The organism is Streptomyces sp. NA04227 (assembly GCF_013364195.1).
Taxonomy (GTDB): domain Bacteria; phylum Actinomycetota; class Actinomycetes; order Streptomycetales; family Streptomycetaceae; genus Streptomyces.
This window is the reverse complement of sequence record NZ_CP054918.1, coordinates 2,571,756-2,587,204: the sequence shown is the minus strand read 5'-3', so window position 1 is coordinate 2,587,204 and position 15,449 is coordinate 2,571,756. Positions and strand designations below refer to the sequence as shown.

The window sequence follows — 15,449 nt, the reverse complement described above, 5'->3', positions numbered from 1 at the left end:
GGGCAACTGCCGGGCGGCGCCCGGCGGTTGCGGCCCGGAGAACGAAACATCAAGGGACCGGTGGCCTCGGGGGCCGCCGGTCCCTTGCTTCAGGACAGGGCCTGGGGCCGTGACCCGGCGGGGCGCTGGCGCGGCACGGCGCCGATCTCCACGGCGGTGCAGCGCCAGCGCAGATCCTCGCCCTGTTCGAGCCGGTAGGCCATCGCCCGCAGCCGGTCGTCGGCGCTGATCCGCGCGAACGCCTCGACGGCGCCGTCCTCGGTACGGAACCAGCCGATGTCCCGGACCACCGGCGGCCGCCCGCACACCCGCAACGGGGACTGCTCGGCGAGCCGGGCCAGTTCGTCGTACGCGCAGGCCGCCGTGTGCCGCAGCATCCAGTGCACCGGACGCTGTCCGCTGAGCACGGCGAGCAGCCGCTCCGCGAACACGTCCGTGGGCCGCGGCTCGGGCGCGGGCGCCCGCCGCACCGCACCCGAGGCACCAGGCCGCCGCCCGTCCCGCCGCCCCGGCGGCCGCGCCCCCGCCCCCGCCCGCAGCCCCGCACCGGGACGGCGACGGTTGCGCGTCATGACCTTGGCGATGGCGGGCGCGGACCCGCGCGGGCCGCTCCCGCCGCCGCGCGCCGCGCCGCCGCCGTGGGTCCCGGCACCGACGTACGCGTCCGCCGCCGGTGCTCCCGCCCCGGCTGCTGTGGTCGTACGGACGACCGCGCCCGAGTCCGTACGTAGGACTGCTCCTGTGGCCGTACTCGCGTCCGCCGCCGCTGCTGTACGTACGACTGCTCCTGTGCCCGCACCCGCGCCCGCCGCCGCTGCCGTACGTACGACGGCCCCCGCACTCGCCCCCGCCGCGGTACGTGCGACCCCTCCCGCAGCCGCCCCCGCGCTCCTCCCCGCGCTCCTCCCCGCACCCGCCCCCACACGCGCCCCCGCATCCGTTCCGGTCGTCCCGATGGTGATGATCGTGTCTGTCATGTGTGTCATGTCTGTCATGTCATGAGCCCCGTATGCCGGTAGGCCCGGAAAGTCCGGGCAGTTCCGCTTGTGGTGATCTTGGCCAAGGGGGCGTCGGGCCGCCACAACCCGGCCGTGGTCGCGTCCGGCCCGGGAAAATTCACTTATCAGAGTGACGGCGGGCCGAAGAGCGCAGGTCACACCGGGGTCGGGTGAAGACGGACGAGGGGTGCGGGCGCTGTGGGACCGGCCCCGAAAGGGGACTCGGGGCACGTACTCTGGAGGTCTTCGTCCCTGCGTCCCGGAGTCCGTGTCCCGGAGTCCGTCGGCGAGTTGGCGGGCAGCCGTCACGAACAGAAAGCGGCCGACATGCGTGTCTATGTTCCCCTGACTCTCACCGGTCTCGCCGAGGCGTTCAAGGCGGGGGAGCTCGGACCGGGCCCGCTGACCGCCTACGCGGTGACCCCCGGCCTGCGCGAGTGGTACCTGTCGGACGACATAGAGGAACTGGAGTACGCCGCCCTCAGCCGGGCCGCTCTCGCCTCGCTGCGGCAGCTCGCCCTGGACCCCGACGCGGTACGCCGCCGGGTCGTGGTCGCCCTGGACGTGCCCGACGGCACGGCTCCGTCCGACCCGGACCGCGGGCTCGACCCGGCGGCGCTCGGCGAGGTGCGGATCGCCGAGGCCGTGCCGCTCGCCAAGGCGGCCGCGGTCCATGTGGACTCCGACGAGGCCCGGGCCGACGTCACCGCCGCCGCGGCCGCGGTCGGAGCCGCGGATCAGGGCGACGACGACGCCCAGTTCACCGTCGACGGCGCCGAGGACCACGAGCTGCTCTGGTACGCGACACAGGAGATCCCGAACCTGCTGGGCTGACCCGTGGCCCGTAGCGGCCCCGAGCCGTGGTCACCCCGAGCCCGCCGCCGAACCGGCCGACCCCCGCTCGCCGCACGCAGTGGCCCCCCGTCGAGCCCCGCACACGCCCAGCCGTGACCAGATCCATACCGGGTGGGCGAGGCTCTGTCGGAGAGCCCCGGTACTTTCGTGTGCATGGGGATGAAGCAGGCAGGACACATCGTCTGGGACTGGAACGGCACGCTCTTCCACGACACGGACGCCGTGGTGGGGGCCACCAACGCGGCATTCGCCGAGGTCGGCATCGGACCGCTGACGCTGGAGCGGTACCGCGAGCTGTACTGCGTACCCGTCATACGTTTCCAGGAGCGCATGATGGGGCGGCGGCCCACCGACGACGAGTTCGCGGCCATGGACCGCGTCTTCCACGCCCAGTACACGCTGAACAGCGCCGTCTGCGAGCTCGCCGAGGGCGTCGAGGCGCTTCTCGGCGAGTGGAGCGCGGCCGGGCACAGCCAGTCGATACTCAGCATGTATCCGCACGACTCGCTGGTGCCGCTGGTACGCAAGATCGGTATCGACACGCACTTCCTGCGGGTCGAGGGCCGCACGGGAAGCCTGATGGGCGGCAAGTCGGAGCAGATGGTGCGCCACCTCGCCGCGCTGGCGCACATCGACCCGGCCCGTACGGTCGTCATCGGGGACGCCGCCGACGACGCCGTGGCCGCCGCGCACGTGGGGGCCCGCGCGGTGCTCTACACCGGGGGCTCGCACAGCAGGGCCAGCCTGGAGTCGGTGGGGGTGCCCGTCGTGGACACCCTGGCCGAAGCCGTCGCCGAGGCCACCCGCCTCGCCGCCTGAACCACACCGCGCCACCGACAGGCACCGGCTACCGACAGGCACCGCCCACCGACGGCCCGGCCCCGAGCCCTCGCGTACCCACCCGACCGGTCGAACCCGACGCCACCGATGCCCGTCCCGCAGCCCGGGAGGGGTGTCGGGGCCGAGACGCAGGGGTGGAGTTGGCTCGACTCCCTGTGGACAGGGGCCGCATCTGTGCAGATCGTCAAAATTCCGGGCCGGTATTTGTACACATGCGGCTCGTGACGCCGTCCCGGGGCGGGGAGATAGCCTAGGGGCCGTGATCAGTGCGATATCCCGCAGGGGCACCGTCGCCCCTGCGCTGCACCCGGCGCGTACGGAGGACCTCCGGCGCCGGGCTTTCGCCGATCCCCGCGGGAGCCGGGCCGGGAAAATGGCCGAGAACGCCCCGCGTCTCGCACTGCGCGGCATAACGTCGATCCCGAGCGGGCACTCCGCGCCGTGGCGACGTGTCGTGCGTGCAGCACTATTTCCTTCAACGTCACGCAACGGCGCGCGACAGGAGTCAGAGGACAATGCGGACGAAGCTGGACGAAGCCAAAGCCGAGCTGCTCGACAGGGCCGCCCGGGTAGCTGAGAACAGCCCGGTCGGAGGACATCTCCCGACCGGTGCTGAGGGCGAGGGAACCGGCCAGGCCGCGGTCCTCGCGTTTCTCCAGCGCTACTACCGCCACACCGCCCCGGAGGACCTCGTCGGGCGTGACCCGGACGACGTCTTCGGGGCCGCGTTCTCCCATCTGAGGCTGGCCGAGAATCGCCCCCAGGGCACCGCGAACGTCCGGGTCCACACCCCGACGGTCGAGGAGAACGGCTGGACCTGCAGCCACACCGTCGTCGAGGTGGTCACCGACGACATGCCCTTCCTTGTCGACTCCGTCACCAACGAGCTGTCCCGCCAGCACCGCGGCATCCACGTCGTGATCCACCCGCAGATGGTGGTCCGCCGCGACGTCACCGGCCGCCTCCTGGAAGTGCTCAGCACCCAGCGGACCGCCGTTCGCGAGGCACTGCCGCACGACGCCCTGATCGAGTCGTGGATCCACGTCGAGACGGACCGCGAGACCGACCGCGGCGACCTCAAGCAGATCACCGGCGATCTGCTGCGCGTCCTGTCGGATGCCCGGGAGGCCGTCGAGGACTGGGAGAAGATGCGCGACGCGGCGCTGAACATCGCCGTCGAGCTGCCGAAGGAACCCACCGCGGACGACCTGCGCGAGCAGGAGGTCGAGGAGGCCCGCGAACTGCTGCGCTGGCTCGCCGACGACCACTTCACCTTCCTCGGCTACCGCGAGTACGAGCTGCGCGACGACGACTCGCTGGCCGCCGTGCCCGGCACCGGCCTCGGCATCCTGCGCGCCGACCCGCACCACACGGGCGAGGACCACCCCGTCAGCCCGTCCTTCAGCCGGCTGCCCGCCGACGCCCGGGCCAAGGCGCGCGAGCACAAGCTGCTCGTCCTGACCAAGGCGAACAGCCGCTCCACCGTCCACCGGCCCTCGTACCTCGACTACGTGGGCGTGAAGAAGTTCGACAGCCAGGGCAACGTCGTCGGGGAGCGCCGCTTCCTGGGACTGTTCTCCTCGGCCGCGTACACCGAGTCGGTGCGCCGGGTGCCGGTCATCCGGCGCAAGGTCGAGGAGGTCCTGGAGGGCGCGGGCTTCTCGCCCAACAGCCACGACGGCCGCGACCTGCTGCAGATCCTGGAGACCTACCCGCGCGACGAGCTCTTCCAGACCCCGGTCGACGAGCTGCGCGAGATCGTCACCAGCGTCCTGTACCTCCAGGAGCGCCGCAAGCTGCGCCTGTACCTGCGCAAGGACGAGTACGGGCGCTACTACTCGGCGCTGGTCTACCTGCCGCGCGACCGCTACACCACGGCGGTACGGCTGCGCATCGTGGACATCCTGAAGGAGGAGCTCGGCGGCAGCACCGTCGACTTCACCGCCTGGAACACCGAATCGGTGCTCTCCCGGCTGCACTTCGTGGTGCGCGTACCCTCCGGCACCGAGCTGCCGCAGCTCAGCGACGCCGACAAGGAGCGGATCGAGGCCCGGCTCGCCGAGGCCGCCCGCTCCTGGCAGGACGCCTTCAACGAGGCCCTGTACGCCGAGCTCGGTGAGGAGCGCGCCGCCGAACTCGCGCGCCGCTACGCGGAGGCCTTCCCCGAGGGCTACAAGGCCGACCACCCGCCGCGCTCCGGCGTCGCCGACCTGGTGCACCTCGAACAACTCGCGGCCGGCGGCGACGAGTTCGCGCTCTCGCTGTACGAGCCGGTCGGCGCCGCGCCCGGCGAGCGCCGGTTCAAGATCTACCGCGCGGGTGGCCAGATCTCGCTGTCCGCGGTGCTGCCGGTGCTGCATCGCCTGGGCGTCGAGGTCACCGACGAGCGCCCGTACGAGCTGCGCTGCTCGGACCGGTCCACCGCCTGGATCTACGACTTCGGTCTGCGCATGCCCACCGCCCAGACGGGCGGGGACTACTTCGGCGACGACGCCCGCGACCGTTTCCAGGAGGCCTTCGAGGCGACCTGGACCGGCCAGGCCGAGAACGACGGCTTCAACGAGCTGGTACTGCGCGCCGGGCTCAACTGGCGCCAGGCGATGGTGCTGCGCGCCTACGCCAAGTACCTGCGGCAGGCCGGGGCCACCTTCAGCCAGGACTACATGGAGGACACCCTCCGCAACAACGTCCACACCACCCGGCTGCTCGTCTCGCTCTTCGAGGCGCGGATGTCGCCGGACCACCAGCGGGCGGGCACCGAGCTGACCGACGGGCTCCTGGAGGAACTCGACGGCGCGCTCGACCAGGTCGCGAGCCTCGACGAGGACCGCATCCTGCGCTCCTTCCTCACCGTCATCAAGGCGACGCTGCGCACCAACTTCTTCCAGGAGGCGAGCGGTGGCGGCCACCACAACTACGTCTCCATGAAGTTCGACCCGCAGGCCATCCCCGACCTGCCCGCACCGCGGCCCGCGTACGAGATCTGGGTGTACTCGCCCCGCGTCGAGGGCGTGCACCTGCGCTTCGGCAAGGTCGCGCGCGGCGGTCTGCGCTGGTCCGACCGGCGGGAGGACTTCCGTACCGAGATCCTCGGTCTGGTGAAGGCGCAGATGGTGAAGAACACCGTCATCGTGCCGGTGGGCGCCAAGGGCGGCTTCGTCGCCAAGCAGCTCCCCGACCCCGCGGTGGACCGCGACGCGTGGCTCGCCGAGGGCATCGGCGCCTACCGCACCTTCATCTCGGCGCTCCTGGACATCACCGACAACCTGGTCGCCGGTGAGGTCGTGCCGCCCGCCGACGTGGTCCGCCACGACGAGGACGACACCTACCTGGTGGTCGCCGCCGACAAGGGCACCGCGACCTTCTCCGACATTGCCAACGAGGTCGCCGAGAACTACGAGTTCTGGCTCGGCGACGCCTTCGCCTCCGGCGGCAGCGCGGGCTACGACCACAAGGGCATGGGCATCACCGCGCGCGGCGCCTGGGAGTCGGTCAAGCGCCACTTCCGCGAGCTCGGCCACGACAGCCAGACCGAGGACTTCACCGCGGTCGGCGTGGGCGACATGAGCGGCGACGTGTTCGGCAACGGCATGCTGCTCTCCGAGCACATCCGCCTGGTCGCCGCCTTCGACCACCGGCACATCTTCATCGACCCGAACCCGGACGCCGCCGTCTCCTACGCCGAGCGCCGCCGCCTGTTCGAACTGCCGCGCAGCTCCTGGGCCGACTACAACACCGACCTGCTCTCCGCGGGCGGCGGCGTCTTCCCGCGCAGCGCCAAGGCGATCCAGGTCAACTCGCACATCCGCGAGGCGCTCGGCATCGACAAGTCGGTCACCAAGATGACCCCGGCCGACCTGATGCGGGCGGTGCTCCAGGCGCCGGTGGACCTGCTGTGGAACGGCGGCATCGGTACGTATGTGAAGTCCTCGCTGGAGTCGAACGCGGACGTCGGTGACAAGGCCAACGACGCGATCCGGGTGGACGGTTCCGAGCTGCGCGCCAAGGTCGTCGGCGAGGGCGGCAACCTCGGTCTCACCCAGCTGGGCCGGATCGAGTTCGCCCTGCACGGCGGGCACATCAACACCGACGCCATCGACAACAGCGCGGGCGTGGACACCTCCGACCACGAGGTGAACATCAAGATCCTGCTCAACTCGCTGGTCGCCGAAGGGGACATGACGGTCAAGCAGCGCAACAAGCTGCTCGCCGAGATGACCGACGAGGTCGGCGCCCTGGTGCTGCGCAACAACTACGCCCAGAACACCGCGCTGGCCAACGCCGAGGCGCAGTCGGCCTCGCTGCTCCACGCCCACCAGCGGTTCATGCGGCGCCTGACCAAGGAGGGCCACCTCGACCGCGCCCTGGAGTTCCTGCCCACCGACCGGCAGATCAAGGAACGGCTGAGCGCCGGAAAGGGACTCACCCAGCCCGAGCTGAGCGTGCTCCTCGCGTACACGAAGATCACCGCCGCGCAGGAGCTGATCCACACCACGCTGCCGGACGACCCGTATCTGCGGAGCCTGCTGCACGCCTACTTCCCGACGGCGCTGCGCGAGCGGTTCCCCGAGCAGATCGACGCGCACGCGCTGAACCGCGAGATCGTCACGACCATCCTGGTCAACGACACGGTCAACACCGGTGGTTCGACCTTCCTGCACCGGCTGCGCGAGGAGTCGGGCGCCTCGCTCGAGGAGATCGTGCGGGCCCAGATGGCCGCCCGCGCCATCTTCGGTCTCGGCGAGGTCTGGGACGCGGTGGAGGCGCTGGACAACATCGTCGCCGCCGATGTGCTGACCCGGATCCGGCTGCACTCGCGGCGCCTGGTCGAGCGCGGCACCCGCTGGCTGCTCAACAACCGGCCGCAGCCGCTCCAGTTGCGGGAGACGGTCGACTTCTTCGGCGCCGGTGTCCGAGCGGTCTGGGACGAACTGCCCAAGCTGCTGCGCGGCACCGACCTGGAGTGGTACCAGCGCATCCGCGACGAACTGACCGACGCGGGCGTGCCGGACCAACTGGCCCAGCGCGTCGCCGGGTTCTCCTCGGCCTTCCCGACGCTGGACATCGCGGCGATCGCGGACCGTATGGGCAAGGAGCCGCTGGCCGTCGCCGAGGTCTACTACGACCTCGGGGACCGCCTGAAGATCACCGAGCTGATGGACCGCATCATCGAACTGCCCCGCGACGACCGCTGGCAGTCCATGGCGCGCGCCTCCATCCGCGAGGACCTCTTCGCGGCGCACGCGGCGCTCACCGCGGACGTGCTCGCCGTCGGCAACGGCGACTCGACCCCCGAGCAGCGGTTCAAGGCGTGGGAGGAGAAGAACTCCGCGATCCTGGCCCGCGCCCGCACCACCCTCGAGGAGATCCAGGGCTCGGACTCCTTCGACCTGGCCAACCTCTCGGTGGCCATGCGCACCATGCGCACCTTGCTGCGCACGCACAGCTGAGCGGGGCGCTGCCACCGGACCGCGAGCGCGGGCCGGTGGCAGCGCGCACGCAGGCGAGCATCAAGGCAGGGCACGTACGAAGGCGCCCCGTACACGTCGTTTCCTGACGTGTACGGGGCGCATTTCGCTGCCCGCCCGACGTGCTGACCGCCGCCGCGCCGCTCCTACTTCTTGTTGGTGAACTTCTCGTACTCGGCGAGGACTTCGGCCGTCGGCCCGTCCATGCGCAGTTCGCCGCGTTCCAGCCACAGGACGCGGTCGCAGGTGTCGCGGATGGACTTGTTGTTGTGGCTGACGAGGAAGACGGTGCCGGCTTCCTTGCGCAGTTCGCGGATGCGGGCCTCGGAGCGCTTCTGGAAGGAGCGGTCGCCGGTGGCGAGGGCCTCGTCGATCATGAGGACGTCGTGGTCCTTGGCGGCGGCGATGGAGAACCGCAGGCGGGCGGCCATGCCGGAGGAGTACGTACGCATCGGCAGGGTGATGAAGTCGCCCTTCTCGTTGATGCCGGAGAAGTCGACGATCTCCTGGTAGCGCTCGCGGATCTGCTCGCGCGACATGCCCATGGCCAACCCGCCCAGGTGGACGTTGCGTTCACCGGTGAGGTCGTTCATCAGGGCGGCGTTGACGCCGAGCAGCGAGGGCTGCCCGTCGGTGTAGATGCGCCCGTTCTCCACCGGGAGCAGACCCGCGACCGCCTTCAACAGGGTTGATTTGCCCGAGCCGTTGGTGCCGATCAGGCCGATCGCCTCGCCGCGGTAGGCGGTGAAGGAGACCTTGCGTACGGCGTGGACGGTACGGATGCCCAGGGCCGAGCCGGAGCGGCCGCCGCGCAGCATCCGGCTGAGCGCGGCCGTCGCGGCGCCGCGGCCGGTGGCGGCGCCGTGCACGCGGTAGACGATGTCCACGCTGTCGGCGATCACGGTGGGCACCGGACCGGGCGCGGGCACGGGCGCGGACGAGGCGCTGCCCGGTGCCCGGGCCGCGTGCGGGTTCGTGTTCATGGTCGGGTTCGGGTTCGGGTTGTTGAGAGTCTCGGTGTCAGCCACGGCCGTACTTCTCCTCAGCCTTCCAGAAGTACACGAATCCGCCCACGGCGAGCAGGACGGCCCAGCCCAGCGCGACCGCCCACACATGCGGGGGCAGGTTCGAGGAGCCGTATTCGTCGATGAGCGCGAACCGCATCAGGTCCATGTAGACCGCCGCGGGGTTCCACTGAAGGATGTCGGCCACCCACTGCGGCTTGTCCTCCAGCATCACCGGGATGGAGAACATGACACCCGAGGCATACATCCAGGTGCGCATCACGAACGGCATCAGCTGCGCCAGGTCGGGGGTCTTGCTGCCGAGCCGCGCCATGATCAGCGCGAGGCCCGTGTTGAAGAAGAACTGCAGCACCAGCACCGGGACCATCAGCAGCCACGACCACGTCGGGAAGCTCCCGAACGCCATCGCGACCGCCACCATCACGATCATCGAGAACAGCAACTGCTGAAGCTGCTGCAACGAGAACGAGATCGGCAGCGACGCCCGCGGGAAGTGCAACGCCCGCACCAGACCCAGATTGCCCGCGATCGCCCGCACCCCGGCCATCACCGAACTCTGCGTGAACGTGAACACGAACACGCCCGTCACCAGGAACGGAACATAGACCTCACGCTCCATACCCCGGTCCGCCTGAAGAATCAGACCGAAGATCAGGAAGTACACCAGCGCGTTCAGCAGCGGCGTCGCCACCTGCCACAACTGCCCCAGCTTCGCCTGGCTGTACTGCGCCGTCAGCTTCGCCTGCGAGAACGCCACGATGAAATGCCGCCGCCCCCACAACTGCCGCACATACCCCCGCAGCGTCGGACGCGCACCACTGACCGTCAGCCCGTACCGGGCGGCGAGCGCGGCGGCGTCCTCGCGGGCACCGGTCCCGCCGGGCCCCGGCGGTGCGGCGGACTGCTGTCCGGCCGCGCTGGCGGCTGGGGTGTTGACTGCCTGGCTCATCCGGCTCTCACATCCGCGGTGCTCGGCGTTACGAGGGGTGCTGCGAGGGTGCTGCGTCGGGGTGCGCGGGGTCCGGGGCGCCGGTGTCGGCCGGGTGGCGGCCGGGTGTCGTTTCGTCGGGACGGACCCGTATCGTCGCAACGTCGAGAGTAGAGCGGATTTACGTCGGGACGCAACCGTTACGTCGCGACGCCCTATGCTGACCGCATGACCGCAGACGAAAACCGGCCACGGCGTCGGCCCGCGGGAGCGGCGGTACTGCGCGAGGACATCACGCAGGCCATCCGCGAGGCCGTCTTCGAGGAGCTCGCGGCAGTCGGCTACGCCCGGATGTCGATCGAGGGCATCGCCCGCCGCGCCGGGGTCGGCAAGACCGCGGTCTACCGCCGCTGGCGCTCGAAGCTGCAACTCGTGCTCGACGTGGTCTCCGCGGTGGCGGTGCAGGGCCTGCCCGCCCCCGACACCGGCAGCCTGGAGGGCGACCTGCGGCTGCTGTACGCGCTGACGGCCCGGATGCTGCGCCACCCCGTCGCCTCCCAGGTGATCCCCGACCTCCAGGCCGAGGCGGCCCGCAACCCCGAGATCGCCGAGGCGCTCCAGACGGCACTGCGGCAGAGCCAGCACAGTGTGGCCAGCGGCATCGTCCGCGCCGCCGCCGACCGCGGCGAACTGCGCCCCGACTACGACGAGGACCTCGCCCTCGACCTGATCTCCGGCCCGCTCTACTGGCGCGGCGTGGTCGCCCGCGGCACCATGCCGGGCGGCTACCTGGACCGGCTCGCGGGGAGTGTCGCGGCGGGGCTGCGGGCGCTGTAGCGGCGGGGCGAGCCCGAGTCGGTCGCAGACTCCGAGAATCCGCTGGTCACTCCGCGTTGTCAGTGGTGCGCGTTACGTTCTTGGGCATGATCGACAGCGAGTCCTACCAGGCCGACGAGCCTTCCTACGTGACTGCCACCCGCAGTGCCTACGACGTCATGGTCCCGGGCTATCTCGACCTCGTCCGGGGCGAGTTGGAGCGGAACGTCTTCGCGCGCGCGGTACTCGCCGCCTTCGCGGAGCTGATACGTGGTGGTGGCGAGGCCGGTGCTCCCGTGACGGCGGAGGGCGGCGCGGCGGAGGGCGGCGCGCCCGCAGTGGCCGGCGGTGGTGCGTCCGCGGTAACCGACGGCGGTGCGCCCGCCGTGGTCGAGGTCGGTTGCGGGCCGGGCAGGATCACCGCACACCTCGCCTCGCTCGGACTGGCCGCCTCCGGACTCGACCTGTCCCCGGCCATGGTGGCCCGTGCCCGCGCCGCCCACCCCGAACTCCGTTTCGAGGTGGGCGACATGACCACCCTGGACCTGCCGGAGTACTCGCTCGCCGGTCTGGTGGCCTGGTACTCGCTCATCCACGTCCCGCCCGAGGACCACCCGGGCGTCCTCGCCCGCTTCCACCGTGCCCTCGCCCCGGACGGCCATCTGCTGCTGGCCTTCCAGGCGGGCCGCGAACTCGTCCACTACGAGGAGGCGTTCGGCCACCGGGTCTCCCTCGACTTCCACCGCCTCGACCCCGACCGGCTCACCGCCGAACTGGAGGCGGCCGGTTTCGAGATACGGCTGCGCCAGGAATGCGCGCCGCTGCCGACGGAGCCCACCCCGCAGGGGTACCTGGTGGCGCGCAAGGTGCCCGAGCGGATGGGGGTGATGTGGTGAGTCGCGAGCCGATGAGTGACTGGCCGCGACGGGGGCGAGGTGGCGAGAGACGCGAGGTGGGGTGGTGAGCGACGAGAGCTGGGGCGCCGCTCAGTCGCGGCGCGCCTCCGGGTGGCTGCGCAGCCAGCCCGACCAGGCCGAGGTGATCATGTCGCGGACGTCGTGCCGGGCCTTCCAGCCGAGTTCGGTGTGGGCGCGGTCGGCCGAGGCGACGACACGGGCCGGGTCGCCGGGGCGGCGCGGGGCGACCTCGGCGGGCAGTTCGTGACCGGTGACCTCGTTGATGAGGTCGATCATCTCGCGGACCGAAACGCCTTCCCCGCGGCCGATGTTGACCGTGAGATCGGATCCCGCGATGCTGCCCGACAGCCGCCGGGCGGCGGCCACATGAGCCTCGGCCAGGTCGACCACATGGATGTAGTCGCGTACGCAGGTGCCGTCCGGTGTCGGGTAGTCGTCGCCGAAGATACGGGGCGCGGTGCCTTCGGTGAGCTTCTCGAAGACCATCGGGACCAGGTTGAACACACCCGTGTCGGCCAGCTCGGGGGCCGCCGCGCCCGCCACGTTGAAGTAGCGCAGGCCGGCGGTCGCGAGCCCGTGTGCCCGGCCGGTGGCGCGGACCAGCCACTCACCGGCCAGCTTGGTCTCGCCGTACGGGGACATCGGCAGGCACGGGGTCTCTTCGGTGACCAGGCCGGAGTCCGTCTCCGGCATGCCGTACACGGCCGCGGAGGAGGAGAAGACGAAGGAGGGGACGCCCGCCGCGGTCACCGCCTTGAGGAGGGTGCGCAGGCCCTCGACGTTCTCGCGGTAGTAGTGCAGCGGCAGTTCGACCGATTCGCCGACCTGCTTCTTCGCGGCGAGGTGGACGACGCCGGTGAAGCGGCGCCCGCCGAGCGTGCGGGCGAGCAGGTCCTCGTCGAGCACCGAGCCCTCGACGAGGGGGACGCCCTCGGGCAGCCGCTCGGCGCGGCCCGAGGACAGGTCGTCGTAGACCACCGTCTCCTCGCCCGCGGCGGTCATCGCGTGGACGACATGCGCCCCGATGTATCCGGCTCCGCCCGTGATCAGCCAGGTCATGCGCTCGTCCGCCTTGCGTGTCGTTGGTCCGGGTGTGCGTGCGGCAGTGTGCCAGACGGGGTGGGTCCCGAGGGTTCACCCAGGGCTCGCGTGGCGCGTTAGCCGGAGTGCTCCGCGGCGGTGCCCGCGCCCTTGGCCGTGAGCTCGACGCCGTCCAGGGCGGTGATCAACCGGTCCAGGCTGCCGCGCAGTTCCCGCATCTCGCCCATGTCGAAACCGGTGGCCTCGGCGATGGTGCGGGGGACGAGCAGGGCGCGCTCGCGCAGGGCTTCGCCCTCCTCGGTGAGCCGGATCTCGACCGAGCGCTCGTCGCGCGCGGAGCGTTCCCGGGTGACCAGCCCGCCCGACTCCAGGCGCTTGAGGAGCGGCGAGAGGGTGCCCGAGTCGAGGCGTAGCTCCTCGCCCAGGCGCTTGACGGGCAGCTCGCCCTGTTCCCAGAGCACCAGCATCACCAGGTACTGCGGATAGGTCAGGCCCAGGTCCTTCAGCAGGACGCGGTAGACGCCGTTGAAGGCGCGCGCCGCCGCGTGCAGGGAGAAGCAGATCTGCCGGTCGAGCCGCAGCATCTCCCCGGCCGGTACCGAGTCCAGGGAGGCGTCCGTGGCGGTGTCCGTGGCGGGAGTCGTCGGGGTCATGGCTTCAGGGTAGCCGGGAGGACTCGGGGCGCCACTTAGTTGTGCGCAACTTAATTGTGTGCTTTGGTTGGAGGGAGGACGGAAACGGAAGCACCGGAACGACGAGACGGAGAGATCAGGATGAACGCGCTGTACACCGCCGTGGCGACCGCGAACGGGCGTGAGGGGCGGGCCGTGAGTTCGGACGGGCAGCTCGATCTGCCGCTCGCCTTCCCGCCCGCCCTGGGCGGCGACGGCAAGGGCACCAACCCCGAGCAGCTCTTCGCCGCCGGGTACGCCGCCTGCTACGCCAGCGCCCTCGGCCTGGTCGGCCGGCAGGCCAAGGTGGACACCAGTGAGATCTCCGTGACCGCCGAAGTGGGCATCGGCGACGACGGCGACGGCTTCGGACTGCAGGTCACCCTGCGGGTGGAACTGCCGGAGTCGCTCGCCGGGCCGGTCGGCGAGGACCTCGTCCACCGGGCCCACCAGACCTGCCCGTACTCCAAGGCGACCCGCGGCAACATCCCGGTGGAGCTCGTCGTCGAGTAAGGCACCCCGCGCGGGCGCGAAACGGCGGAGGCGCCGCCCCGGTCACCGTGGACCGGGGCGGCGCCTCCGCCGTTGTCGCTGTTGCCTCTGCCGCTGCCTGTCTCCCGGGCCCGCCCGGGTCAGCGCTTGCGGCGGACCGCGCGCGTGACGATGGGCGGCAGGATGTCCTTGGCCAGGCGCCGGGCGCGGCTCGGGCGGTTCATCGCGGGGCGGGCGGCGGCGGGCTCGGCCACCGGGGCGGGCTTGGGCTCGGGGGCCGGCGGTGCGGCCGCCGTGTGCTTGGACTCGGGCTGGTCCGGCGTGGCCGCCTTCTTGCCGTCGATACGGATCAGGCGCTCCTCGCCCAAGCCCTGGACCTCGTGCCACATGTCGCCGCGCCCCTTCAGCCACGCGAGCAGGGCCTCGCGCACCGGCTCCGGGTCGCCCCAGGTCCCGTAGAACTTGGTGCCGGTCGCGCAGATCGGGTGCAGCCCGTCCACCGCGACGGCCTCCCAGGTGGCGAAGGCGACGCCCGGGCAGTGCTCGGCGCGGTAGTCGTCCAGGGACACGATGCCCTCGGGTACCAGGGCCTTGTGGGCGGCGGCGATGTCACCGTGCACGTGCTCGTACAGGTGTGAGGCGTCCACGTGCACGAAGCGGCAGGAGCCGTCGGTGACGTGCTCGGGGACCACCGAGGTCGGGGCCTGGACCACCTCGGGGAGTTTCTCGTGGAAGGAGAGGTAATTCGCCTCGAAGGCGCGCCGGGTCAGCGTGGAGTAGGACTTGTTCATCTCCTTGGTGTTCGCCGCGTCCGGCGCCGGGGAGTCGAACAGGTCGCACACCGTGAACGTTTCCGAAGAGCGCAGGTAGGAGGCCATGAAAATGGCGCTCTTGCCCATGTAGGCGCCCATCTCCAGCAGGTCGCCGCGCTGCTCGTGGTCCAGTTGACGGGACAGGAACCATCGGAACAGCTGCTGGTCGACGGGGCGGAACCAGCCCTTCACCTCCGCGAGGGAGGCGGGGCGGGGGAGCTCCGTGGTGGCGCTGGTCATCAGGACTCCAGACGTGGGTTTTCCGGGCAATGGCGGGGTGCCTCGGCACCGGTGGCGCTTCGTGCACACATGTCGCTCAGGGCTCGAGATCCCCCTGCCGGGCGGCAGACGAGACCTCTGGCGGCGGGTGCCCAGCATCGGCCCGCAGCACACGTGCGTATTCGCTCGGTTCACTGAAAGGTGCCCGAATTCAAGGAATACGGCAAGGTAATCGGATGAGATGAAAGAGTGAAGTAGCTGTTCGAGGCTTCGAAGGCGCATTTCAGCGGGGTTCACGCCCTTTCCGTGCGCCGTCCGGGCGCCGCTGAACCGGGTGAACGCATTCCCGGCCGAGCCGGACGCATAC

The 15,449-nt window shown here is 71.0% G+C and carries 12 protein-coding genes; 6 read left to right on the top strand and 6 right to left on the bottom strand.

The window, feature by feature from the left end; all coding sequences use genetic code 11:
• Positions 1 to 89 precede the first annotated feature (89 nt).
• Positions 90 to 986 carry an Rv3235 family protein gene (locus tag HUT18_RS33670; RefSeq protein ID WP_254878523.1) on the bottom strand — a complete coding sequence of 299 codons (897 nt, stop codon included), beginning with the start codon at positions 984 to 986 and terminating at the stop codon, positions 90 to 92.
• 339 nt (positions 987 to 1,325) lie between these two features.
• On the opposite strand from HUT18_RS33670, the gene HUT18_RS10870 reads away from it, so the two are divergent.
• From HUT18_RS10870 to HUT18_RS10860, 3 genes are all read left to right on the top strand, one after another.
• Positions 1,326 to 1,832: a hypothetical protein gene (locus tag HUT18_RS10870; RefSeq protein ID WP_176099947.1), complete on the top strand. Its 507-nt coding sequence runs from the start codon at positions 1,326 to 1,328 to the stop codon at positions 1,830 to 1,832.
• Between the two features lie 174 nt (positions 1,833 to 2,006).
• Positions 2,007 to 2,672: an HAD family hydrolase gene (locus HUT18_RS10865; RefSeq protein ID WP_176099945.1), complete on the top strand. Its 666-nt coding sequence runs from the start codon at positions 2,007 to 2,009 to the stop codon at positions 2,670 to 2,672.
• Positions 2,673 to 3,208: 536 nt separating this feature from the next.
• On the top strand, positions 3,209 to 8,143 hold the full coding sequence (locus HUT18_RS10860) for an NAD-glutamate dehydrogenase (protein WP_176099943.1): 4,935 nt from the start codon (positions 3,209 to 3,211) through the stop codon (positions 8,141 to 8,143).
• A gap of 164 nt (positions 8,144 to 8,307) precedes the next feature.
• Here HUT18_RS10860 and HUT18_RS10855 read toward each other — a convergent pair whose 3' ends face one another.
• Together HUT18_RS10855 and HUT18_RS10850 are read right to left on the bottom strand one after the other, a co-directional pair.
• Positions 8,308 to 9,144: an ABC transporter ATP-binding protein gene (locus tag HUT18_RS10855; protein ID WP_176104426.1), complete on the bottom strand. Its 837-nt coding sequence runs from the start codon at positions 9,142 to 9,144 to the stop codon at positions 8,308 to 8,310.
• 37 nt (positions 9,145 to 9,181) lie between these two features.
• The gene (locus HUT18_RS10850; protein WP_176099941.1) at positions 9,182 to 10,135 is read right to left on the bottom strand and encodes an ABC transporter permease; all 954 of its coding nucleotides are present in this window, start codon (positions 10,133 to 10,135) and stop codon (positions 9,182 to 9,184) included.
• Between the two features lie 207 nt (positions 10,136 to 10,342).
• Between HUT18_RS10850 and HUT18_RS10845 the strand changes: the two genes are divergently transcribed.
• Positions 10,343 to 10,951, top strand: a complete 609-nt coding sequence (locus HUT18_RS10845; protein ID WP_176099939.1) for a TetR/AcrR family transcriptional regulator — start codon at positions 10,343 to 10,345, stop codon at positions 10,949 to 10,951.
• Between the two features lie 86 nt (positions 10,952 to 11,037).
• Positions 11,038 to 11,826, top strand: a complete 789-nt coding sequence (locus HUT18_RS10840; RefSeq protein ID WP_217710479.1) for a trans-aconitate 2-methyltransferase — start codon at positions 11,038 to 11,040, stop codon at positions 11,824 to 11,826.
• Positions 11,827 to 11,916: 90 nt separating this feature from the next.
• Here HUT18_RS10840 and galE read toward each other — a convergent pair whose 3' ends face one another.
• Together galE and HUT18_RS10830 are read right to left on the bottom strand one after the other, a co-directional pair.
• Positions 11,917 to 12,906, bottom strand: a complete 990-nt coding sequence (gene galE, locus HUT18_RS10835) for a UDP-glucose 4-epimerase GalE (RefSeq protein WP_176099937.1) — start codon at positions 12,904 to 12,906, stop codon at positions 11,917 to 11,919.
• Positions 12,907 to 13,004: 98 nt separating this feature from the next.
• Positions 13,005 to 13,472 carry a MarR family winged helix-turn-helix transcriptional regulator gene (locus HUT18_RS10830; RefSeq protein WP_254878974.1) on the bottom strand — a complete coding sequence of 156 codons (468 nt, stop codon included), beginning with the start codon at positions 13,470 to 13,472 and terminating at the stop codon, positions 13,005 to 13,007.
• Positions 13,473 to 13,661: 189 nt separating this feature from the next.
• Between HUT18_RS10830 and HUT18_RS10825 the strand changes: the two genes are divergently transcribed.
• On the top strand, positions 13,662 to 14,072 hold the full coding sequence (locus tag HUT18_RS10825) for an organic hydroperoxide resistance protein (RefSeq protein WP_176099933.1): 411 nt from the start codon (positions 13,662 to 13,664) through the stop codon (positions 14,070 to 14,072).
• A gap of 119 nt (positions 14,073 to 14,191) precedes the next feature.
• On the opposite strand, the gene HUT18_RS10820 is transcribed toward HUT18_RS10825, so the two are convergent.
• On the bottom strand, positions 14,192 to 15,103 hold the full coding sequence (locus tag HUT18_RS10820; protein WP_176099924.1) for a class I SAM-dependent methyltransferase: 912 nt from the start codon (positions 15,101 to 15,103) through the stop codon (positions 14,192 to 14,194).
• Positions 15,104 to 15,449 lie beyond the last annotated feature (346 nt).